Annotated in this window: 15 protein-coding genes and 2 pseudogenes; 13 read left to right on the top strand and 4 right to left on the bottom strand. The window is 34.5% G+C overall.

The genetic code is table 11. The annotated features are described in order from the left end of the window. Positions 1-164: 164 nt before the first annotated feature. The 7 genes from IQ237_RS18950 to IQ237_RS18980 all read left to right on the top strand — a co-directional run bounded on the left by IQ237_RS18950 (position 165) and on the right by IQ237_RS18980 (position 10,356). Positions 165-638, top strand: coding sequence for a hypothetical protein (locus IQ237_RS18950; RefSeq protein WP_194057952.1), 474 nt, complete (start codon positions 165-167; stop codon positions 636-638). A gap of 3 nt (positions 639-641) precedes the next feature. Next, on the top strand, positions 642-2,156 hold the full coding sequence (locus IQ237_RS18955) for a hypothetical protein (protein WP_194057954.1): 1,515 nt from the start codon (positions 642-644) through the stop codon (positions 2,154-2,156). 64 nt (positions 2,157-2,220) lie between these two features. After that, positions 2,221-5,478: a hypothetical protein gene (locus tag IQ237_RS18960; RefSeq protein ID WP_194057956.1), complete on the top strand. Its 3,258-nt coding sequence runs from the start codon at positions 2,221-2,223 to the stop codon at positions 5,476-5,478. A gap of 99 nt (positions 5,479-5,577) precedes the next feature. Further along, a complete protein-coding gene (locus IQ237_RS18965; RefSeq protein ID WP_194057958.1) occupies positions 5,578-6,450 on the top strand; it encodes a hypothetical protein in 873 nt (290 codons plus the stop codon). Positions 6,451-6,474: 24 nt separating this feature from the next. Next, complete coding sequence (locus IQ237_RS18970; protein WP_194057960.1) at positions 6,475-7,908, top strand: prefoldin domain-containing protein; 1,434 nt, start codon at positions 6,475-6,477, stop codon at positions 7,906-7,908. A 42-nt stretch (positions 7,909-7,950) separates the two neighbouring features. Further along, positions 7,951-9,120: a hypothetical protein gene (locus IQ237_RS18975; protein WP_194057962.1), complete on the top strand. Its 1,170-nt coding sequence runs from the start codon at positions 7,951-7,953 to the stop codon at positions 9,118-9,120. A 57-nt stretch (positions 9,121-9,177) separates the two neighbouring features. Further along, on the top strand, positions 9,178-10,356 hold the full coding sequence (locus IQ237_RS18980) for a hypothetical protein (RefSeq protein WP_194057964.1): 1,179 nt from the start codon (positions 9,178-9,180) through the stop codon (positions 10,354-10,356). A gap of 111 nt (positions 10,357-10,467) precedes the next feature. Here IQ237_RS18980 and IQ237_RS18985 read toward each other — a convergent pair whose 3' ends face one another. Beyond that, the gene (locus IQ237_RS18985; protein WP_194057966.1) at positions 10,468-11,964 is read right to left on the bottom strand and encodes an HlyD family efflux transporter periplasmic adaptor subunit; all 1,497 of its coding nucleotides are present in this window, start codon (positions 11,962-11,964) and stop codon (positions 10,468-10,470) included. Between the two features lie 211 nt (positions 11,965-12,175). Continuing rightward, positions 12,176-13,051 carry an SDR family oxidoreductase gene (locus IQ237_RS18990; RefSeq protein ID WP_194057968.1) on the bottom strand — a complete coding sequence of 292 codons (876 nt, stop codon included), beginning with the start codon at positions 13,049-13,051 and terminating at the stop codon, positions 12,176-12,178. 139 nt (positions 13,052-13,190) lie between these two features. Here IQ237_RS18990 and IQ237_RS18995 point away from each other — a divergent pair, with 139 nt between their 5' ends. Continuing rightward, positions 13,191-13,685, top strand: a complete 495-nt coding sequence (locus IQ237_RS18995) for a DUF29 domain-containing protein (protein WP_194057970.1) — start codon at positions 13,191-13,193, stop codon at positions 13,683-13,685. A gap of 117 nt (positions 13,686-13,802) precedes the next feature. Here the strand turns inward: IQ237_RS18995 and xth are convergent, their stop codons facing one another. Further along, positions 13,803-14,585, bottom strand: a complete 783-nt coding sequence (xth, locus tag IQ237_RS19000) for an exodeoxyribonuclease III (RefSeq protein WP_194057972.1) — start codon at positions 14,583-14,585, stop codon at positions 13,803-13,805. Between the two features lie 659 nt (positions 14,586-15,244). Between xth and IQ237_RS19005 the strand changes: the two genes are divergently transcribed. The 3 genes from IQ237_RS19005 to IQ237_RS19015 all read left to right on the top strand — a co-directional run bounded on the left by IQ237_RS19005 (position 15,245) and on the right by IQ237_RS19015 (position 18,738). Then, a complete protein-coding gene (locus IQ237_RS19005) occupies positions 15,245-15,439 on the top strand; it encodes a hypothetical protein (protein ID WP_096572371.1) in 195 nt (64 codons plus the stop codon). Positions 15,440-15,629: 190 nt separating this feature from the next. Further along, entirely contained in the window at positions 15,630-16,991 is a 1,362-nt protein-coding gene (locus IQ237_RS19010; RefSeq protein WP_194057974.1) for a folate/biopterin family MFS transporter, read from the top strand. 271 nt (positions 16,992-17,262) lie between these two features. Continuing rightward, positions 17,263-18,738 (top strand): carotenoid oxygenase family protein, encoded by a 1,476-nt coding sequence (locus tag IQ237_RS19015; RefSeq protein WP_194057976.1) that lies wholly within the window; start codon positions 17,263-17,265, stop codon positions 18,736-18,738. 60 nt (positions 18,739-18,798) lie between these two features. Here the strand turns inward: IQ237_RS19015 and IQ237_RS19020 are convergent, their stop codons facing one another. Then, a complete protein-coding gene (locus tag IQ237_RS19020) occupies positions 18,799-20,142 on the bottom strand; it encodes a cytochrome P450 (protein WP_194057983.1) in 1,344 nt (447 codons plus the stop codon). A gap of 197 nt (positions 20,143-20,339) precedes the next feature. Here IQ237_RS19020 and IQ237_RS19025 point away from each other — a divergent pair. Further along, positions 20,340-21,628, top strand: a pseudogene (locus tag IQ237_RS19025) (Glu/Leu/Phe/Val dehydrogenase). Positions 21,629-21,742: 114 nt separating this feature from the next. After that, positions 21,743-22,000 (top strand): annotated as a pseudogene (locus tag IQ237_RS19030) (UPF0175 family protein). Positions 22,001-22,251: the final 251 nt, after the last annotated feature.

Genomic DNA, 22,251 nt, shown 5'->3' on the forward strand with positions numbered 1-22,251 from the left:
AATATTTTGTTGGTTTGTTGCCAAAAATTAATACTTGTTAAGTAATTTTACGGTTTACTGTGTTGACATTCTGAGAACAATATGATTGTATAACAAATAATATCCATGTTAAGTCTAAACAAAAACACAAATTTCTAGATCAGTAGAAATAATTAGGAGGGCTAATGAAGCCGTGGGAAATCATCAGAATCATTATATTTACTGTGATCGGTGCTGCACTGATGTTTTTGGGGCAGCGTCTCATATATGAAAATCAAATCATACCCATTCAAAAAGTCCCCTTGGATACATGGCTTGCTGCTGACTATACCACAGCTTCACTGATTATGTTCGGTGTTTGTCTGTTTTCCACAATTTTTTGGTGTGTATTAGCTGCCATTAGTCGCTTTAATGATGGTGCTGCTACTGGGCGTTGGATGTTGATGTGGTGGTTGTTAGGACTGCTACCGATGGCTGGTATTGGTTTTACAGTCTTTTACATTAACCGTAGTGACGAAGCCCAGCTTTCGTTAATGGGATTTTTCGTATTGGATACTTTATTGCTGTATTGGTTGCCTACAGCCACAAGTTCTCCTGAAGCAGTCAAATATATTCCGCCAGGAGCTTTTTTATTACGTCATCAGCTAATGGGAGATTAAGAAATGTCAATTTATGTAATAGGAATTGGTGGCACTGGTGCTAAATCTATTGAAGCTATCATTCAATTAGCAGCCATTGGTCTGTTTAATGCAGAAACTCTACATTTATTATTTGTGGATGCAGATGAAACAAATGGTAATCTGAACCGAGCATTAACCAGTTTAGAAATTTATCAAAAATGTTATGGTTTGGATTTAAAGGATAAACATCCCTGGATGCAAACAAAAATTGAAACATTTCCTTTATGGTCGCCATTTGCTAACAATAGCATTAACAAAAATCTGGGTTCATTTTTTCAATACAACATTCTCAAACAAGATGAACCGGCATTAGGGAATTTATTTGATGTTCTTTACACTTCAGAAGAACGAGATGCAAATTTAGATGTAGGTTTTCGGGGACGGCCTGCTATTGGGGCAGCAGTGATGAGCCAGGTAAAACTAGATGCTTTAGATAGTGATTCCTGGGGTAAATTAATGGGAAAAATTCAAAAAGATACGGGGGGAGGAACACGCCCAAAAGTATTTTTATGTGGTTCAATTTTTGGCGGTACGGGGGCTTCAGGATTACCAACCATTGGGCGGTTAATTCATAATAAATTAGAAACCTTAAAAATTCGGGATAAAGTAGATTTAGGTTGTCTATTTGTTTTACCTTATTTCGGTTTTACTCCTGAACTGGGAGAAAATTCTGAAAAAGTCTATGCTCGTTCTGAACAATTTTTATTAAATACAGAAGCAGCACTGCGTTATTATGGTAGTCAGCCCCAAGACACTTTTGATACTGTCTATTTATTAGGCAATCAACAATTATCACCAGTGAAAAAATTTAGTGTTGGTAAAAATACCCAACGTAATGATCCTCATTTTATTGAATTTTATGCGGCTTTAGCTGCTAGGCAATTTTTATTAAAAACACCCCCAGGACAAAAAACAGTTGTATTAATGAATCGGGAGAATTTGAGAACTTTAACCTGGAAAGATATCCCCGATGTCAAAGAAGTAGCACCAGAATTAATTAAAGCTACCCGGTTTGCATTTGTTTGGTTATCTAATATTGCTCCTGGATTAGCAAAAGCAAAAGAAATTGGAGTCAAAGACTTTCAAAAATCTACCGAAGGTTATTGGTTTGTAAAATTCTTTCCTGCTTCTAGAGGCATCTTAGGAGGCAATACCCAGAATAATGTTAATTTTAACGATACCAAAGAACAGGATGCTATAGAAATAATGACCGCTTGGTGTGAAGATTATTTACGCTGGTTGTCATATATTCATCAATGTCATGGTGAAAGTATTCAATTGTTTAATGTAGATTATTTCAAATCCAGCAAACTTAATCCAGATAATTTATCCAATTTAATTGTTGGTTCAGGTGATAGTCGAGATCAAAACAAAAAATCTCAAGACATCATCCAAAGACTGAAAGAAAGATTAAATCCTCAAGCTATTGAACCTCCCAATCAGGGAATTATTGGACTAGCTAAAGCTTTATATCATGTTTGTCGTCTCACTGACTAAAAGTTTATCTGATTAAAAATTAATGATTGCAAATTGCTGATTGAAGAAAAAAGGAAAATTAAAAATGACAAGTTTATTATTACCAAAACTCAAAGATGATTGTGACGTTAAATCTGGCAATGCTGGGACTTGGGATGCTCAAGCACCGACTACTTTTAACCAAGTTGCTTCTAGTTTAGATTACAAAGCACCAGGAGAAGTTAAAAATATTAGTTCTGTTCCCACAATTTGGGCGCGTCCTTTATCAATGGAAATGGCATTACATAATGATGCTTATCCCATTCGGGAACAAATGATTATTCAATGGCAAGGAATGTTAGCCGTTTTAGCCTTAGCAGAAGTGCGCGGTTTTCCCATTAAAGCCCAACTTTTAGAACTAGGATCAAAAAAAGATACTCATATTTTTGCCCGTTCACTTTATGAACTTTTACCAGATGATGTCAATAGTATTTACAAATTTAGTAATGGTAAAAGTCCTTGGGAAGATATATATATTTTCACTTGGAATAATCGCCCTGTAGGAATGACTTCTCCGAGTACCTTGGTTGTACCTTCAGAAGAAGGTATTTGGGATGGGTTGCCTTGGTGGAATGCCAATACAATGACCTTTGAACCCATCTATAAATATCTGAATGATATTGAAAAAGCCCAACTGAAATTTTGGTTAGATTATGTGCAAAGAGAAATCAGAGGACATAATGACGATACAAGAGCAGTTGATATAATTGTTGGTTTAATCAACGATTTTAGTAATAGTTTAGGATTTACATCTACACCTAATGTCCAATTAAGTGATAATCCAGCATTTTTTGAAGTACCATTAAATAGAGGAGCTTTAGCTGCACTCAATCATCCGGTTAAAGTTGAATCCAGAGAATCTAATATTCGGGTTGTTCCCAGTGTAGTTAAACCTAATGTTCCGCCATTATTAATTATTGATCCCGATATTGCCACAACTTGGAATGAACCATTACAAAATATCTGGGTTTATGAAGGTAAGACTTTAGCAGCTTTGCGTGCTGAAGATATAGAAACATGGAACAAGAGTAAAAAAGTAATTTGTTTGCCATCACAAGATTTATTTTTACCCGACTTCAAATTTATTGATCAAGAAGGAATTTTACCGGGTGCTTTACTTCCTGATGGTTCACAATCTTTATTGTTTAAAGGTCAAAATATTACTCCTTTAATTCCTGTCAATCCCATATTATTGAACTACTTCACACCTGAAGATTTAGCCAAGAAAATTGTTAAATTCCAATTGGTTAAAAATTCTTCTGGAACTTCATTAGTAAAAGTCACTTTAACCTTACCTTTGTATGGTGTGAAAGGCGGAAAAGCACCGCAAAACTTCTATATCACTAAAGAATATCCTCTCTTAGAAGAAAATGTTATTTCTGAAGTTCCTGTCTTAGAAATTTGGCCTAATTTCCGGGCTGAGGGATGGAAAGAATATTACGGTTTTTACTATGATGCTGCTTTGGGAGAAGATACTTTTCAAGTTAGTTTTCCCGCAGCCAAAAATACTCACAGCTTTACAGAAGGACAAGGTATTTATCAAGTAGTTAATTTTGAAGAGTTCCCTGCTTTTATTGATTGTAAAGATATCTATAGAAACACCATTGGTTTAATTTTGTTGGCAACTCCAGAACAAATTAAGCTTGATGGTGATTGGGTAGTTGGTGTTGATTTTGGAACTTCCTTCACTAACATTTATGTCAATAAAAATGATAGAGTTGTAGAACGGTTAACACTAGAAAATCTGCACTGTAAAGTTACAGATGTTTCTATAGATACCCGTTTTTCTGCTTTGTTTGAGTTCTTTGTTCCCGAAAGTTTTATTCCCATAGACAAACCTTTCCCCATGTCTACAGTATTAACTAGACGTGGTAAAACTAATGCTAAAGATGAACAAGTAATTCCCATTTTTGATGGTCGTCTTTACATTCCCAATCTTCAAAGATTTGCGCCCCAAGAAACATGGATTAAAACTAATTTGAAATGGGACACAGCCAATCTGACAGATAATCAATTATTTCTCAAACATTTAGCATTGCATATTACCGCTTTAGCTGCTAAAGATGGGGTAAAAAATATTCAATGGTCTTTGTCATTCCCTTCCGCATTTTCTTCTAGAGAACAACAAAAATATGCCCTGAATTGGGAAAGATTAACTAAAGAATTAGCAAATACAACAGGAATTATTCATAACAGTCCAGATAAAAATGATCCTACTTATTTTCGGACTGAAAGTTTAGCAGTTGCCCAATATTTTGCTGAACAAGAAGGATATGATTTAGTTAGCAGCACTTGTATTGATATGGGTGGTGGTACATCCGACATTTCCATTTGGCAGGATGATACACTACTACATCAATGTTCAGTTTTGTTAGCAGGTAGTCAATTATTTTCCCAGTTCATAGAGATGAATCCTAACTTTTTGAAAAAGTTAGATCCTAATATTAAAGATATTCAGGTTTGGGGTAAATTAAAGGGTCCTGCTTTTAATGCCAAACTTGATGTCTGGATGCGTCTGGAAGCTGCCAAATGGTTAGAGACAAAACGAGATAGATTTGAAGAAGATCAAGAATTTCAAGGACTAATTCGCTTAATGGCAATTGGTGTTTCTGGATTATATTTCTATGTTGGTCAAATTCTCTTAGTTTTATATCGAGAAGGTAAATATTCCAGAAATGAAATTACACCTGTTTACATTGGTGGAAATGCTTCTCGTCTATTGCATTGGTTAGCAGAAGGTGGTGAATTTAGCCGCAATTCAGAAATCAATGCTTTATTTAGTAGAATGATGAGTATTGCTTCTGGTTTTCCTGATACAGAAGAACTGACACGCTTGAGTGAAAATCCCAAAGATGAAGCCGCTTGTGGTTTAGTTTTAAAAGATAGAAGATTACAGGGTTTGGGTAGAAAAGAAAAAGATCCAATTATTGCAGGTGAAGATTGCATTATCAGTGGTGAAAAGTTTGGCTGGGAACAGCGTTTGGAGTTCAAAGGTAGCAGTATTACCAAATATGAAATTCCAGCACTCAATCAATTGAAGTTATTTTTGAATGCTTTTCATATTAGTTTGGATGAGTTAGGAATTGATGGTATTGAACCATTAGAAAAGTATGAAATCAAGGAATATATAGATGATCCTGAACCAGATTACAATGAAAAATTGTGGCGTGCTACAGAAAGGGAACTCAGAAATTCTCTCAATAGTATTCAAGGGAAAGTTGAGGATATTCGAGAAGAACCTCCTTTCATCATGGCATTAAAGGCATTACTCAGAGTTTTAGGTAAAGAATGGGCAGGAAAATAAAAACACATCACACATTTTTTACTTAATTCAGATATAAATGGGCGAATTAAATCGCCCTCTGATGTGATTAACAAAATTTAGATAATTTAGAGGTAGAAAATGGCAAATTGTCCCGTATGTAATCAAGAATATACTGAAGGTACAGTTGAATTTTGTCCAAGATGTGCTTGGTATCTTGCCCCATATCCATCAATTTTAGGAGAAATACCTTCAGAAATCCAAAAAAGAGATCAACAAACATTACTTTGGGCTAAAAAAATTTGGGAGAAATCATATCAATTACATAAACAAAATTCACAATTACAGCAACAGTTAGAAGCAGCTAAGAAAACACATCAAAATCCACAAAATAATTCATTGTTAGAACAACATTTACAAAATATATCTAGCAATATTCAGTCTTTACCAGAAATGCTAAATGTTTTACAACAAATAAACGAACATCTTGGTTATCAATCTAACAATTTTAACAGGTTGTTTCAATCACAGCAATTAGCATATCAAGAAAATCTCTCTTCTAATGAAACCAAGTCTGAAAATGAAATCTCTGAACCAGAGGATTTATCAAATCCAAATGAGCATAGTCATGATCATAATATAATTTATGATGCAGAAGTATATGATTTAGTAGAAAATTACAATCAACGCGCAGATTTTCCCGATAAAATAGAAGTTTCCGAAACAGAACATAGTAAATCACAACGTTGGGGTGGTAGTCAAGAACCCGCAGTTTTTGAACCTAATTACAAAGGTAGAGGAGATTATTGGATTATTAATAATCAATATTTAGTTCCTAAACCTAAACAAAAAATAAATGAGCATAGTTATAAAACCATATCCATATTATTTGAATGTTTCAATTATGAACAAAATGCAACGGATAATATGACTTTAATTAAACCTGCTAAAGTTTCTTCTATTAATGGTGAAGAAAAATGGCAATTGGAAGAAATGGGAACTTTAGAATTTTAATCAACAATCAATTGAAAATTAGTCATGAAACATAAATTTTACACTGTTGTTACCATCTTGATATTATCTACCAGCTTACTATGTGGTTCTGAAGTGTATGCTGTAGGTAATGATAACATTACTGAAACTATCATTGCTCAAAATTTAAATCAACGCAATAACATCAACCAAAAATTTGAAGATGTTAAAAATGCAGTGAAATCTTTTAATGAAGATTTGAGAATAATTGCTGAAGAGAAGAAAAATGGAAATAAAGTTAATTCTCAGAATCTTACTAAGCAGCTTGATAATTTACAACAAGAAATTAATTTATTATCTAATAATCCTCAGTTATCATCAGCAGTAACTAAGAGTAATGCTGTAATCACAAAAATGCAGCAAATTATTAAACCTTTAGAAAATGGATTAACAAAAGATGCAGTAACTCAAGTACAACAAGATTTGGGATTTTTCCCCAAAAGAAAGATAGATCCACAATACTATGGAACTTTTGGAAAAACTACGCAGGAAGAAATAGAGAAGTTTACTAATAACAAAATTCAGGAATTAGAACAAGAAATTAAATCTCTTGAAACTTTACTTACTACCCAGGAAGTAACATCAAATAATGCGATTACTTCCCAAAGTAATAATACTGTTAATCCAGTAAATCATGATAGAATAGATGTTAATACAGTTAATAGTAAATTAAATACATTAACTGTAACTGTGATTATTTTGGGTTTTATGTTGGTAGGATTAGTCCTATTCTGTATTTACAGAATTATTAGCATTGTCGAACAACAACGTAAACTTGCAGGTTTAGTAAAAAGCAATCAAACTTTTATTGATACTGAAAATTTCCAAATGCAGATGGATGAGATTTTTAGAACCTTAAATAATCTCGATACCAGATTAAAACAACTGGAAAATAGTCACAAAAATAAATCTCAAAACCAAACTCAAAACCAACCTCAAAACCAACCTCAAAATTATTCATATAAATCTAATCCTAGTCAGTTTCCCGCGACTCCACAACGCACAGAACCAGTTGTTAAAACCAAAACATTTACAAGTCAGTCATATCAATCAGCAAATTTATCTAATTTATCTAATACAAATATTCAATTAGTATCAGTATATAATATGAATGCGAGGTCATTATCAGATCAAGCAACCACTGTTTCCGAAAGTGAGTATACCGCAGAACAACGTCGTCTTGGACGTAATGTTCAACCTATTTTAGAATCTGATAGTCGGGGTAATTATTGGATCATTGTCGAAGGTAGTATGGAATATCTTGTTCCTAAAGCAAAAATGAAAATTAATGAACATAACTATTTAACTATTTCCACCTTTTTTAATTGTTCGGGATATAATCCCAATTCCATTAATAATTTTACGCTGATTAAACCAGCAAAGGTATCTTCAATAGGAGACAAATGGGAATTAATTGAAGTGGGAGAACTAGAATTTTAAGTTGATGTTCAATAAAACTGAAATCATTACAAAGCTAAGCAAATGGAAAAAGTAGATTATTCAGAAAAGGAATGTATAATCTTATATAATTATATTCCCAGGTTAATTGAAAAATACGCCATTTTAGTTAATATTTCTGAGCAATATTATCAGAGTAGTAACAGAGAATTACTATTAACAGAAAGTCAGCAGGGAAAATATTGGGTAATTAACAGTGATCATGATGATCATGATATTTATTGGTTGTTTCCTGTAACTAAACTCAATGGTAGAATTAATCCTCATGAAAATGAAATATTTAATTTATTGTTTAATTGTCAAAATTTCAGTAATATAAATTCTCTGCAATTCACACTTAAAAAACCTGCTCAGGTATATCTTAATAGTAGTGGAGAGGGATGGATCTTAGACAAGCCGGGAATTTTAGATTTTAGTAATTCATCATTATTAGAAGTTGCTGAAGATAATGGTAAAACTATAGAAAATAAACTTCTTGTAGAAAGTCATCCTCAAAATGAAACAACCAATATAGTACCATCAGTATCAAAATCAGAATTTCAACAGTATGTACAACAGTCACAAGAAGAAATTAATCAATTAAATAATCAATTAAATTATCAAATTCAACAATTAATCACTACTCAACAACAATTAAAAGAAGAAATTAAAGTATTAAACGATAAATACAATGCTTTAGACAGTAAATTAGTAAATATTGAATCAGCAAATTTTAGATGTAGTGAAAATAATTCTCAAGTTTCTTCAGGAGAAAAGGTACAAGAAACGGTACAGGAAATTACTAAACAAACATCTCCATCTGTTAATAGTACAGTGCATCTTTCTCCTCAAGAAATACAAATTGTGGAAGTGTATAATTCTAATCAATTTATAGCTATAGCACAACGCGCAAATACAGTTGCTGAGACAAATTATAGTATTGAAAACCGTAGTCAAGGAAAAAATGAAGCTGTTGTTTTAGAAATTAAACCTAAAGGTTATTATTGGTTATGCGTCACTAGAGATCAATTATATATCATGCCCATAAAATATTTAACCATAAATCAGACAACTGTAGCCAGTTTAAGGGTAATATTTGAATACCAAGGAAAGGAGACAAGTAAGTTTAAGTTGATAAAACCTGCTAAAGTAGTGATGATAGAGAATACCAAGACTTGGCAATTGACGGAAAAAGGAATTATTCAATTTGAATAGATGAATATGAATAAGAATTTAAGCAATTTAAAGGTTAAACGAGGAGATAGATAATCAATGACATCCAATTTTCAAGAAGATTTAATTCGTAGAATTAAACAACTACAGCAAATTATTCAACAAAACCTGGCACCGCGAATCACTAGCATAGAAAATTACCTATCTACACTTACTGAAAAAGTCCAAAATGGTTCAGTTATCGTCACTGGTGCTTTTACAGCAGAAAAAATCACCCCCCTAAATATATCTGAATCAGAATTAATCGAAGTTTATAATAACGTTCCCAAAGTTTTATTAAAAAATTCAATCATTGCCGAATTAACAGCTAAAAGTTATCGAGAAGATAACCCAAATCAGCTTGTTTTATTAGAAAAGGATGAAAACGGTAAATATTGGATCATTGTATCTAATCAAAATAATATCTTTCTCTTACCTAGCATTAATATTAAATTGCATATTCATAAACTAAAAACAGTAGCTAAATTATTTGATTTTCGTGGTATTACTCCCACAGTAGATACTCATTTTCTATTAATTAAACCTGCTAGAGTATCCAGTTTACCTAATGGTAAGGAATGGAAGTTATTAGAAAAGGGAATTTTAGAATTTACTAATCATGTTTCTGGTGTTTCATTTCGCTCACATTTAGATACAGATGAGCAAGAAAATCAAGTTAAAAAGAATTTACAAAAAAATAATTTAGAAATTGAGAAAATTAATAATCAATTACATGATGTTAAGTTACATTTAGAAAATTTACAGCAGGAAAACTTAGCTTTAAAATCACAATTAAACTTATCAGAAATCAAAGATAATCAAGCAAATACTAACTTAGAAATACTGAAAATAAATAAACAATTAAATGAGGTAAAACTGGAATTAGAGAAATTTTATCAAGAACAACAAAATTTAGATTCACAAATCAAAAATATACAAATAGTTAAAGATTCTGCTGATTTGCAAGATACGAATTTACTTAAAATCATAGAAAAAAGAATTATGGGATTTATAGATACTCAGCCAACAGCAACAAATAATAATACAGAAATATCAGAAATATCAAGGATTGAGGAACAATTGGATAATTTAAAATCCATGTTAGCAAAAATGCAGGAAGAACGCAATAATTTAGAATCTCAAATAGGCAAAATTTCAGTTCTCAGAGATTATGTGTATCTGCAAATAGATTTAATTAAGGTGCGGTTAGAATCTTTAGAAAATAAACAGGATAATTGAGGATGTTGAATTTGATTATATTGATAAACCTATAAAAAGGGCGGGCAAGACTTGTACTGAGCCTGTCGAAGTATGCCCACCCCACAAGATTTTGCAATTATTTAATAATAATTACCTCACAGAAAAAGCTTCACTAAATCTGCGGGTAATTGGCTCAACAATAAAGGTTAAAATTGACTTCTTCCGCGTCACAATCTCCGCATTAGCCACCATCCCTGGCGTAAATTCCACCTCTTTACCCCGCACATTCATAGAATGCTTATTTAACTTAATTCTCGTCGGAAAAACTAATCCTAATTTTTCATCAACTACCGCATTCGGACTAATTTGTAAAACTTCCCCATCAACTACACCAAATTCTTGAAAGGGAAAAGTTGCTAATTTCACCTTTGCTGTCATTCCCTCACGAATAAAACCAATATCCCGGTTTAAAACTTTTACCTCTAAAACCATTTCTTCCCCTTCGGGTAAAATTGAAAGCAATTCTTCCCCAGACTGTACAGGTCCTTTTGTAGCTTTAACTTTATAAATTGTTCCCGCTACCGGTGCTTTAATGGTTTCTCCGTCTTTTTCTTGTTTTGCTTGTTCTAATTGTCCAGCAACATTGGCTAATTCTTCTTTTCGCCGATTTATTTGCGTTAAAATTTCACTTTTTCTTTCTGATGCTAATCTTAAACCTTGATTTTTTGCCGCTTGATAAGCTTGTTCAGCTTGATTAATTTCTTGTTTTTGAGCAGCAATATCTTTTCCTAAAGATGCTACTTTATCCTGTGTTTCTGTGACTCTATTTTTGGCATTAGTTACTTCATTGGTAGCTCTAATAATATCAGTATTTGCTCGATTTAATCTTTCCTGGGCTTCTAAATAATCAACTCTAGGAACAGCACCAGGATTTAATAAAGTTCTCAGGTTTTCTTCTCGTTGTTGGGCAATTTTTAAACTTTCTTCTAGTTTAGCACGGATATTTTCGGCATTGACTAAATTAGTTTGAGCATTACTCACACCGGTTTTAGCATTAGCTAAATTTTCTTCTAAACGAGTTAAACGAATTTTCGCTTGTTTGATAATTGAAAGTTGGCGTTCTGCTTCTGCTTCTGCTGCTGCTTGTCTAGCTTTATAATCTAATAACCGGGAATTTAATAACTCATCTTGTAATTTTGTCCCCGCAATATTTCCCCCAGTTCTTTCAGCTTGTAATCTTTGTAAATCTTCTTCAATTAATTTACTAGATTTCGCTAATCTGTTTACATCGGTTTGTTTAAAATTGGGGTCACGTTCAATTAATATTTGATCTTTAGTTACGCGATCGCCTTCCTTCACTTTTACCGCTACAATAGATCCATTACCTAAAGATGTCACCGGTCTCACTTGAGTAGAAGCTATTAATTCTCCCGGTGCTGTCGCTACTTCATCTATTTGTGAAAAATGCGCCCAGGAAATAGTACCAAATACAATAACGCTAATAGTTCCTGCTAATAATCTTGTATAAAGTGGTGGTAATTCCTGTACAGCTTTACCCAATTCATAGGATAATTGTTCCTCTGGTTTAGCAAAATTTTCTTTTGTTTGACGTGCTTGAACAGGATTTGCAGATAGGGAATATTTCATATATTTTGTCCTTAGTTATTAGTTATTATTTATTAGTCATTAGTCATTAGTCATTGGTGTAGTTTGATTGATCAGAGGATTTTGTCACAATTGTAATTAAATTATCCAGGATTTTATTAGACTATTCCAGATTTTTACAGGTTATTAGTGAACCCATAAAACAGTACACTGGAAAAATATCCTCTAATGACCAATGACTAATGACTAATGACTAAATCGCTAAATAACGCCGCAAAAAGTTTTCTACAGTTTCCAATTGAAAGTTATAAATTCTTTCTAAATTGGCATTTTCTTCTGATGTACAGTAAAATTCATTAGCTAATAAAGTGCGAAAAGTTCCTAAACCTGTTTGTGCTGAAGAGTCAAATAAACCCCATACTCCCCGTAAACCATCAACCGCAAATAAAGGAACATTAATGATAATTGGTTCTTTGTTAAAGATGCGACTAAAAATTTTCGGAATGTCCTCACGCAATAAAATTTCTGGTCCTCCTACTGGTAAAATTTGATTACGAGCCTCAGTAACAGTTAAAGAATCTACCACTATTTTGGCTAAGTCATCGGTGCTAATAATAGATGTGCGATTTTTGGGATCACCGATGAGCAAATATAAACCAGTTTCTCTAAACCGTTCCGCTAAAGGTAGCAGGTTTGATGCTAAACCAGATGGGCGTAAAATAGTGTAATTTAAGCCACTACTTTGCAAATATTTTTCTACTGCGCGTTTAGCTTTGAAAACGGGAGCGTCTTCATATCCTCTTTCAGCACCTAAAACGGATATCAAGACAAAATGCTCAACACCCTGAATTTTTGCCTGATCAATTAGTTCAATATTAGCGCGATAATCTAAAGATAAAGCATCATTTCCTGAACCGTGGGCGCTAATGATATATTTCACACCTTGACAGGCTTTTTTGATATCCTTTTCTTCTCGTAGATCACCAATAAATATATCAGAACCCCGGTGTTCTAACTCGCTGTAATGGGATGTAAGACGAACAAAACACCGTACAGATTTCTGTTGTTGACGTAATAACCGCACCACGCGGCGGCCAATATCTCCCGTTGCTCCAGTTACTAGAATCATAACCTTTGGATTTGAGTATGGGGCTTTATGTAGTTAAGTTTAATCACTATTTTAAAATCAGCAAATTCCTAAAATCCGAAATTTTACAATTTTTGTTTAAAATAATAATGTTGGGATTAGTTGGGATTTAGTAAAACTGATGCAAATACCAGAAACAAACCCAAAGCTGAAAATACCTGTATCCAGTCTCTATGTTAGTGACTTTTATGCTTGGACACAGGAACAAGCTGATTTACTCCGCAACCATCAATGGCATAAAATTGATTGGCAAAATTTAATTGAGGAAGTTGAATCTTTGGGAAAACAGCAACGTCAAGAACTGCGAAATCGTTTAAGTATTTTAATAGGACATTTATTAAAATGGCAGTTTCAACCACAACGCCGCAGTCGTATTTGGTTAGCAACCCTTCGCATTCAACGCTTAGATACTATTGAATTACTTGAGGAAAATCCGAGTTTAAAATCCTATCTTGAGGAGGCACTTGGTAAAGCTTATTTGAAAGGTGTGGAATTAGCTGTTAAAGAAACTGATTTACCTCGTAGCAATTTTCCCTCTAATTGTCCTTATAGTTTACAGGAAATTTTAGATGATGGTTTTTATCCTGGTGAAGCAAGTGAGTTAGTCAATGAGTGAGAATAATAAATCAGATGATAGGTGTAAATCATAGGCGATCGCTTTCTATTGTTTAGCTTGGTAAAGTGCGATCGCACGGAGCGCACTGCCGTAGACAATCGCCTTACTTGCTATCCTCTAAAACTCCACTACCACCGGTGTATGATCACTAGGTTTTTCTAACTTCCTGGGTGCAACATCAATAATGCAACTTTGAGCGCGTTCATAAAGCACAGGTGTTAAATAATGATGGTCTATTCTCCAACCTAAATTTCTCTTAAAAGCCGCAGTCCGATAATCCCACCAACTATAATTTCCCCCCTCTTGATTAAACTTTCTGAAAGCATCCGCAAAACCTAAATCAAGCACATCTTTTAAAGCTTGGCGTTCTGCATCAGAAGCCATAATATGATTTTCTATTTTTACTTTGTCATTAATATCAATATCTTCCAACGCAATATTAAAATCACCACACATAGAAATAGCCGGATTTGATAATAGTAATTGCTGCAAATATTTCCGTAATACTGTTAACCAACGCAGTTTATATTCATATTTTTCACTTCCCACCGATGAACCATTAGGAACGTAAAGATTGACAATTCTTACACCATCAATTACACCACTAATTACCCGCTTTTGTTCATCCAAAACTGGTTCTAAATCTGTTAACACTGAACAGAAACCCATACTCACATCTTCCAAAGGTTTACGGCTAATTAGCGCCACTCCGTTATATGCTTTCTGTCCGTAAATATAAGGATGATAACCTAAGTTTTCAAAGGAATTGAGGGGAAAATCTTGATCTATAACTTTCGTTTCCTGTAAACACAAGACATCAACGGGATTTTCACTTACCCAGTTAATCACCTGTTCTAAACGAGTCCGAATTGAATTGACATTCCAAGTAGCGATTTTCATGAGTTACTTATCAGTAGGATAGTAAATAAAGAAATATAGAATATGTAAATTTTTTGTAATCATTTTTGATTGTTAATTTTTTTGATCTATCTTCCATTCACGCAAAAATAAGCTATAAGTAATTGATCCCTGTTGTAAATGCGTATTCGCAAATACAAAATAGGCAAAATTGTAAGTTAGGCTACAGAACATTATAAATGATTATGATCCCCCAGATAGATGAAAATATAAAATCCTTGCTTGTATATTAATAAAGACGTTAATTGTTAGCACTTGCTACGACTGTGATATTACATTTGTGAGTGAGTTGATAATACAGTTAACCGAGAATACGCTTTTCTAATAGTCAGTCAGAAAAGTTAACTTAAATGGAAGAAAAGTAAGTATAAATGCTTTTAGCTCATAAAATAATTTCAGGATCGGTAGCAGGTGATGTCAAATCAATAAATCAATATATATGATGTTGACACTCTTTGTAGACCAAACCAAGAATCGCAAGATATAGCATATTAGCTCAATTTTCACCAGAAAATATCCCAAAATATGCAAATTCTGTCACCAAGCGGAGAGGTTGGAACTTTCACAGATACATCCATTTAGGTTTAATCAAAATTTTTTTGCTTGATTAAAACAACAAACTTTTTTAGGAGGACATTGGTATGAGTAATAGAGCCAACACTTGCCCATGCTGCGGTGGATCAATTCTACGTCATGTCCGTCATGGTGAACTATATTGGTTTTGCCTGTCGTGCCGACAAGAAGTACCACTGTTAACCATCAGTCGCTTATCAAATCATTTGGAAACCCGTAACACAGGAGTAGTTACTCCGTCTGCTGTTAACTCAGTAGAGTAATCTCCTGCGGCTGGTTCTGAATATCTACAGAGTGGAAATAGACAAGTGAATATCATATTTGTTGAGAGCAAGCGTCAAGCTAGAGATGGCGCTTGCGCTTTGGTTTGACTTTGTTGCTAGAACAGCGGATAACTTCCAGTTAATGTCGATATGATATAAAAGTAGATAAAACTTAAAGAATATTCATCAAATGCTGATTCACTCATCTGACTTGCCCAAAGTCAAAGACTCAGTAGGCAAAAAAATTCTCTTAGGTAATGAACCTAAACCAGAACTAATTGCGATTCTAGCAGTCTACTTTGTTCAAGGCATATTAGGGTTATCGCGTCTAGCCGTTAGCTTTTTCCTCAAAGATGAATTACAACTGAGTCCAGTTGAGGTATCAGCACTGTTGGGAATAGTTGCTCTACCTTGGATGATTAAGCCATTATTTGGCTTTATTTCCGATGGTTTGCCCATATTTGGCTACCGTCGCCGTCCATATTTGGTGTTATCTGGGATACTAGGCGCATCCGCTTGGGTAAGTTTGGGAACAATAGTTAATAGTAGCTGGGCGGCAACAATTGCGATCGCTCTATCTTCTCTTTCCGTTGCCTTCAGTGATGTCATAGTTGACTCCCTCGTTGTTGAACGTGCCAGAGTAGAAAGTCAAGCCAAAGCAGGTTCTCTACAATCTCTGTGTTGGGGTGCTACCGCTCTGGGCGGATTAATTACAGCTTACTTTAGCGGCTTACTCTTAGAATATTTCAGCACACGCACAGTATTTTTAGTCACGGCATTTTTTCCGCTAATTATTTCCGTGGTAGCTTGGTTAATTAGTGAAACGCCAGTTAATAAAGATACCCCACAGCATCAGCAGAATCAACCACTCAGCATCCCAAATCAACTCAAACAAGTAGGCAAAGCCTTTACACAAAAAGCAATTTGGCTACCCACAGCATTTATCTTTCTCTGGCAATCTACCCCTAGCGGAGAAGCAGCTTTTTTCTACTTTTTCACCAACGAATTACACTTTCAACCTGAATTTTTAGGCCGAGTACATTTAGTTACAAGTTTAGCCTCATTAATTGGTATTTGGATTTTCCAAAGGTTCTTAAAATCCGTACCATTTCGGGTAATTTGTGGTTGGAGTATCGTCATTTCCACACTATTAAGAATGACGATGTTACTGTTAGTCACACACACAAATAGAACATTAGGAATAGATGATCAATGGTTCAGTTTAGGTGATAGCTTAATTCTTGCCGTCATGGGACAAATTGCATTCATGCCAGTGATGGTATTAGCAGCAAGAATTTGTCCCTTGGGAATCGAAGCTACATTATTTGCCCTCTTAATGTCAATCTTCAATTTAGGAGGAGCTATTTCCAGAGAGTTTGGGGCTTTAATCATGCACTGGTTAGGCATTACCGAAAATAACTTTGATACCCTCTGGTTATTAGTGATTATCACTAATTTGATTGCCCTTTTACCGCTGCTATTTATTCAATTCTTACCCAGCGAACAAGAACCAGAAATCCACACCTTGACAGCTAATTCAATTAATAATTAAGTACATATTTCAGGATTCAGGAATTAGAATCATAGCCAAATCAGTAAATAGCAAATTCAATAATTTTGTAAAACATCAATTATGATATGATACTCAAAGACTTATTTAATCAGTCTTCTGTATCCTGAATCCTGACAATAAAAATCTTGTGTGGTGGGCATACTTCGACAGGCTCAGTACAAGTCTTACCCGCCCTAACCATACAGCCCTAACCATAGGATTTAAACTTCCCAACACATTACAAAAAATCCAAGAAATCATTTTCTCAAATATGCAAACATTAAAAAATCAACAAAACCAAACTTTACCAAAATCCTATACTCGTGAAGATTGGCAAAAAGGATATGAATCACTAAAACAAGAATATGATTATTGGATTGATGAAATAGAAGGGGTAATACCCGCAGAACTACAAGGAACACTATTGAGAAATGGACCCGGTTTATTAGATATCAACGGACAAAGATTGCATCATCCCTTTGATGGTGACGGGATGATCAGTAAAATCACATTTACCAACGGACGCGCTCATTTTCGTAATAGATTTGTAGAAACAGAAGGTTATTTAGCAGAAAAAAAAGCTGGTAAAATTCTTTATCGTGGCGTATTTGGTACACAAAAACCAGGAGGTTGGTTAGCTAACGCCTTTGATTTTAAAATCAAACATATTGCTAATACTAATGTTATCTATTGGGGTAAAAAACTATTAGCATTATGGGAAGCAGCAGAACCTTATTTATTGCACCCGCAAACTTTAGAAACATTAGGAAACGAATATTTCAATGGTGTATTATCCCAAGGTGAAGCTTTTAGCGCCCATCCCCGCATAGATCCCAACGGTAAATTAGTTAACTTTGCCATTAAACCAGGACTATCAACCACAATTACAATTTTTGAACTCAATACCAACGGCGAAATTATCAGCAAACAAAATCATAGTGTTCCTGGTTTTTGCTTTATTCATGATTTTGTAATTACCGAAAATTACTGTATCTTCTTTCAAAACCCGGTTAATTTTAACCCCATACCTTTCGCTTTAGGAATGGCCAGTGCAGGACAATGTATTAAAGTTCAAAAAAATCAACCCACAAAAATCATTATTATTCCCCGCAAAGATAGTAAAGCTGAAAAAGAAGAAGTCAGAACTTTAGAAACTCAAGCAGGTTTTATTTTCCATCATGTCAATGCTTTTGAAGTGGAAACTGAAATTATCATTGATTCAATTTGCTATGAATCATTACCAGAAGTAGAACCAAATACTGATTATCTAAAAACCAACTTTGACACTAATGCACCAGGACAACTTTGGCGATTTGATATTAATTTGTCAGAGAAAAAAGTGCAAAGTCAATTAATAGATAAGCGTGCTTCTGAATTTCCCACTATTCACCCGAATAATGTAGGTAGACCATACCGTTATTTGTACATTGCTGCGGCACATAACCCCACAGGAAATGCACCCTTACAAGCAATCATGAAAGTAGATTTACAAACAGAAAAGCGAGAAATTTGGAGTGCAGCACCACGGGGTTTTATGGGTGAACCAATTTTTATTCCTCGTCCTAATTCTCAACAAGAAGATGAAGGTTGGGTAATAGCTTTAGTTTATGATGCTGAACATCATCGTTCAGATGTAGTGATTTTAGATGCTCAGGATTTTTCAAAAGGTGCGATCGCAAAATTACACCTTAAACATCATATTCCATACAGTTTACATGGGAGTTTTACACCAGAAATATTCATTTAATTAATGTAGGTTGGGTTAAGCGATAGCGCAACCCAACAAATTACTAAAAATTAAATCAACTTAAATAGAACGGAAAACCACCTTTAAACCATCACTGGGTTGAGGTGTGGGTGTCATTTTTAAATCTAAATTTTGTCCTGGTACAAGTTCCCATTCATAACCACGCAACAGCAACGCAGCAAATATTTTCATTTCCAACTTAGCAAATTCTTTACCTATACATTCTCTCATTCCCCCACCAAAGGTAACATAACTAAAGGGTTTAGATTTATCCTCATTTCTCTCTACACCAAACCTTTGAGGGTCAAAACTTTGGGCATCTTTATAGATAGTTTCGTCCTGATGGGTTTTCCCTATTTGATATAGTATACTCCAACCTTGAGGAATACTATATCCATTAAATTCACAAGTTTTAGTTACAGAACGAAAACCACCACCAACAGGAGGAATAACTCGCAAAACTTCCTTGAGTATTTGGTCTAAATAAGTCATTTCTTTTAAATGTTCAGATGTGAGCGCACCTGTAAAATTTATTTGTTGTTGTTCTTTTCTTGCTGCTGCTAAAATGTCCGGGTTTTGTGCTAACAACAAACAAAAAGAAGACATTGCCGAAGTTAAAGTTTCATGTCCAGCAAATAATAATGTCAAAATTTGATCTTTGAGTTCATTTACACTCAAACTATTACCATCTTCATCTTTAGCATTTAACAACAAATCCAAAGCATCTGTTTCTGAATTTTCTAAACTTGGTTGCTTTTGACGTTGTAAAATAATCTTCTCAATTTTTGCTAATAACAATTCTCTACTTTTTAAAGCTTTACTAAATTTAGTCCAAGGTAAACGAATAGGAAGAGTAAATAAACCTTGACACCATTCTTCAAATAATTCCGCAAAATGAGCATCATTAGTAGTATCTGTTCCTACTAATAATTTACAAGCTACATCAAAAGTATATTGTCTGATTTCAGGATACCAGGTTAATTGACCTAAATTTACCCATTTTTGTAAATAGCTATTAGTAATTTCCACCATTCCTGGTACATAACTAGCTAAAGCTCTGGGTTGAAATGCTTGAGCTAATAATTTACGTCTGGTTTGATGAATGCTTCCAGTTTGTGTTGCTAAAGATGCAGGACCAAGCAATTCTGAAACAGTCTTAGGCCATTGAATTGTAAAATTCTGATTTTCACCACTAAATATAAAGCGGTTTGCGTCTGCTCCTATCATCATAATTGTAGGAGAACCAAAGATATTAGTTTTAAAAACGTTGCCGTATTTCTTTTGTCGTTTATTGGCAAAGTTTTTATCTGTTAAAAAACTAATTGTTTCACCAATGATAGGTAAACCAAAGTTTCCAGGTGGTAAAGGTAATTGATTTTGTAATTTGTTGTCTTGGGTTTTCATGTTGTGTTTAACTTATTTATTTAATAAAACTTAAACAATTGTAATATATTTGTTAATTCTGGCCAAGTTGCCACCATGCAGAAATAAAACTAAAAAATTGTAACGAAAACTACAAAATTCATATTTTTTCAAAAAAACAGGGTAAGCTAACCTTACATATCCGGTTCACCAAAGTACCGTGATGAGGAGTAAATGTTATGGTTACAACCTCGCGCCCAGTGTGGGAAAATCATTCCCCAGCCCATATTTGCCCGTTTGATCAAGCTTGTAGTTATTTAGAATGGGCAGGTAAAGAGTTAAAATTAGATCCTGGTTTATTAGAAATTCTCAGCCATCCCCGGAAAGTCGTCACAGTTTCCATACCCGTCAAAATGGATAATGGGGAAGTGCGGGTTTTAGCCGGACATCGGGTACAACATTCGGATATTTTAGGACCATATAAAGGTGGTATTCGCTACCATCCAGCGGTGACTTTACGGGAAGTTTCCGCTTTAGCGATGTTGATGACTTGGAAATGTGCGTTGTTAGGTATTCCCTACGGTGGTGCTAAAGGTGGTATTCCCATAGATCCGAAAAAATACAGTGTGGGAGAATTAGAAAGAATTAGTCGCCGTTATATCAGTGAGTTAATTAAAGATATCGGACCATCAGTAGATATACCAGCCCCAGACATGGGTACATCTGCGCGGGAAATGGCCTGGATGATGGATACTTATTCTGTAAATATGGGTCATGCTGTACCCGGTGTTGTTACTGGTAAACCGCTTTCTGTGGGTGGTTCTCTGGGTCGGGAAATGGCTACGGGGCGGGGTGTAATGATTATTGTCCGGGAAGCCTTGGCAGATCAAGGTAAATCCCTGGCAGATGTAAAAATTGCTATTCAAGGTTTCGGTAATGTGGGGGGTGCTGCGGCTGAATTGTTATACCAAGCCGGGGCGAAAATTATTGCGGTTTCCAGTGGTGCTGGGGGTGTATATGCGGAAACTGGGCTTGATATTCCAGCTTTAAAAGCTTATGCTGCGGAAAATCGTCGCAGTGTGGTAGGTTTTCCCCAAGCTATACCCATTAGTAACGCAGATTTACTCACTTTACCTTGTGATGTATTAATTCCTGCTGCTTTAGAAAATCAAATTACGGAAGAAAATGTGCATCAGATTCAAGCGCAAATGATTGCTGAAGCAGCTAATGGACCTGTGACTTTGGAAGCTAACCGAGTTTTAGAAGACCGTGGAGTAACCGTTTTACCGGATATTTTAGCCAATGCTGGGGGGTAGTAGTTAGTTATTTGGAATGGGTGCAAGGTCTTTCTTATTTGTTCTGGGATGAGGAGAGAGTAAACCGAGAAATGGAACATTTGATGGTAAATGCTTACCGTCAAGTGATGCAACAAGCACAGACGCGCCGAGTAAATTTACGGTTGGCTGCTTATACCCTTGGCGTGGGTAGAGTGGCACAAGCTTTGACTGATAGGGGTTTGTATCCTTAGTTATAGGGTTGTAACTTGTTAACTCGTTCCCAGTCTCAGACTGGGAATGCTATTACAGAGTCTTCATAACCTAATATATATTGTACAATTAATTATGTAGCTTTCCTATAAAAAATGTCTTTGCAACTTAAAATTAACTATCCTGAAACTTTACCTGATGCTGTTGGTAAAACTAGAGAACAATTTGAACAAGAAGCAAAATGGGCAATGGCTGTAAAATTATATGAAATGAACCGCCTTTCTTCTGGTATGGCTGCTGCATTATTAGGAGTATAAAGAGTGAATTTTATTCACAAATTAAATGATTATGGAGTGTATTTAATTTATTTTAGTGAAGAAGAATTATTATCAGATATAGAAAATAATCAGTAATCAGTAATCAGTAATCAGCTATTATCTAGAGAGAGACTGAGTTAATAACAAAGATGCTCCAGGTTTGTCCAATTACACGAGATTTAATAAGAGCAATTTACAGCCTATTATTGATAGTTTCAGGTTTTTGCTGACTGCTGATAGCTGACGGCTCAATGCTGATCTTAAATCAATGATTGCAGTTAAATTTAGATATGCAAAAATAATTGAAAAATCTCAAAAAAATGTCATCATATTTTAAATGTAGAATA

The sequence above is a fragment of the Sphaerospermopsis sp. LEGE 08334 genome (assembly GCF_015207205.1).
In the GTDB taxonomy this organism is placed as follows: Bacteria; Cyanobacteriota; Cyanobacteriia; order Cyanobacteriales; family Nostocaceae; genus Sphaerospermopsis.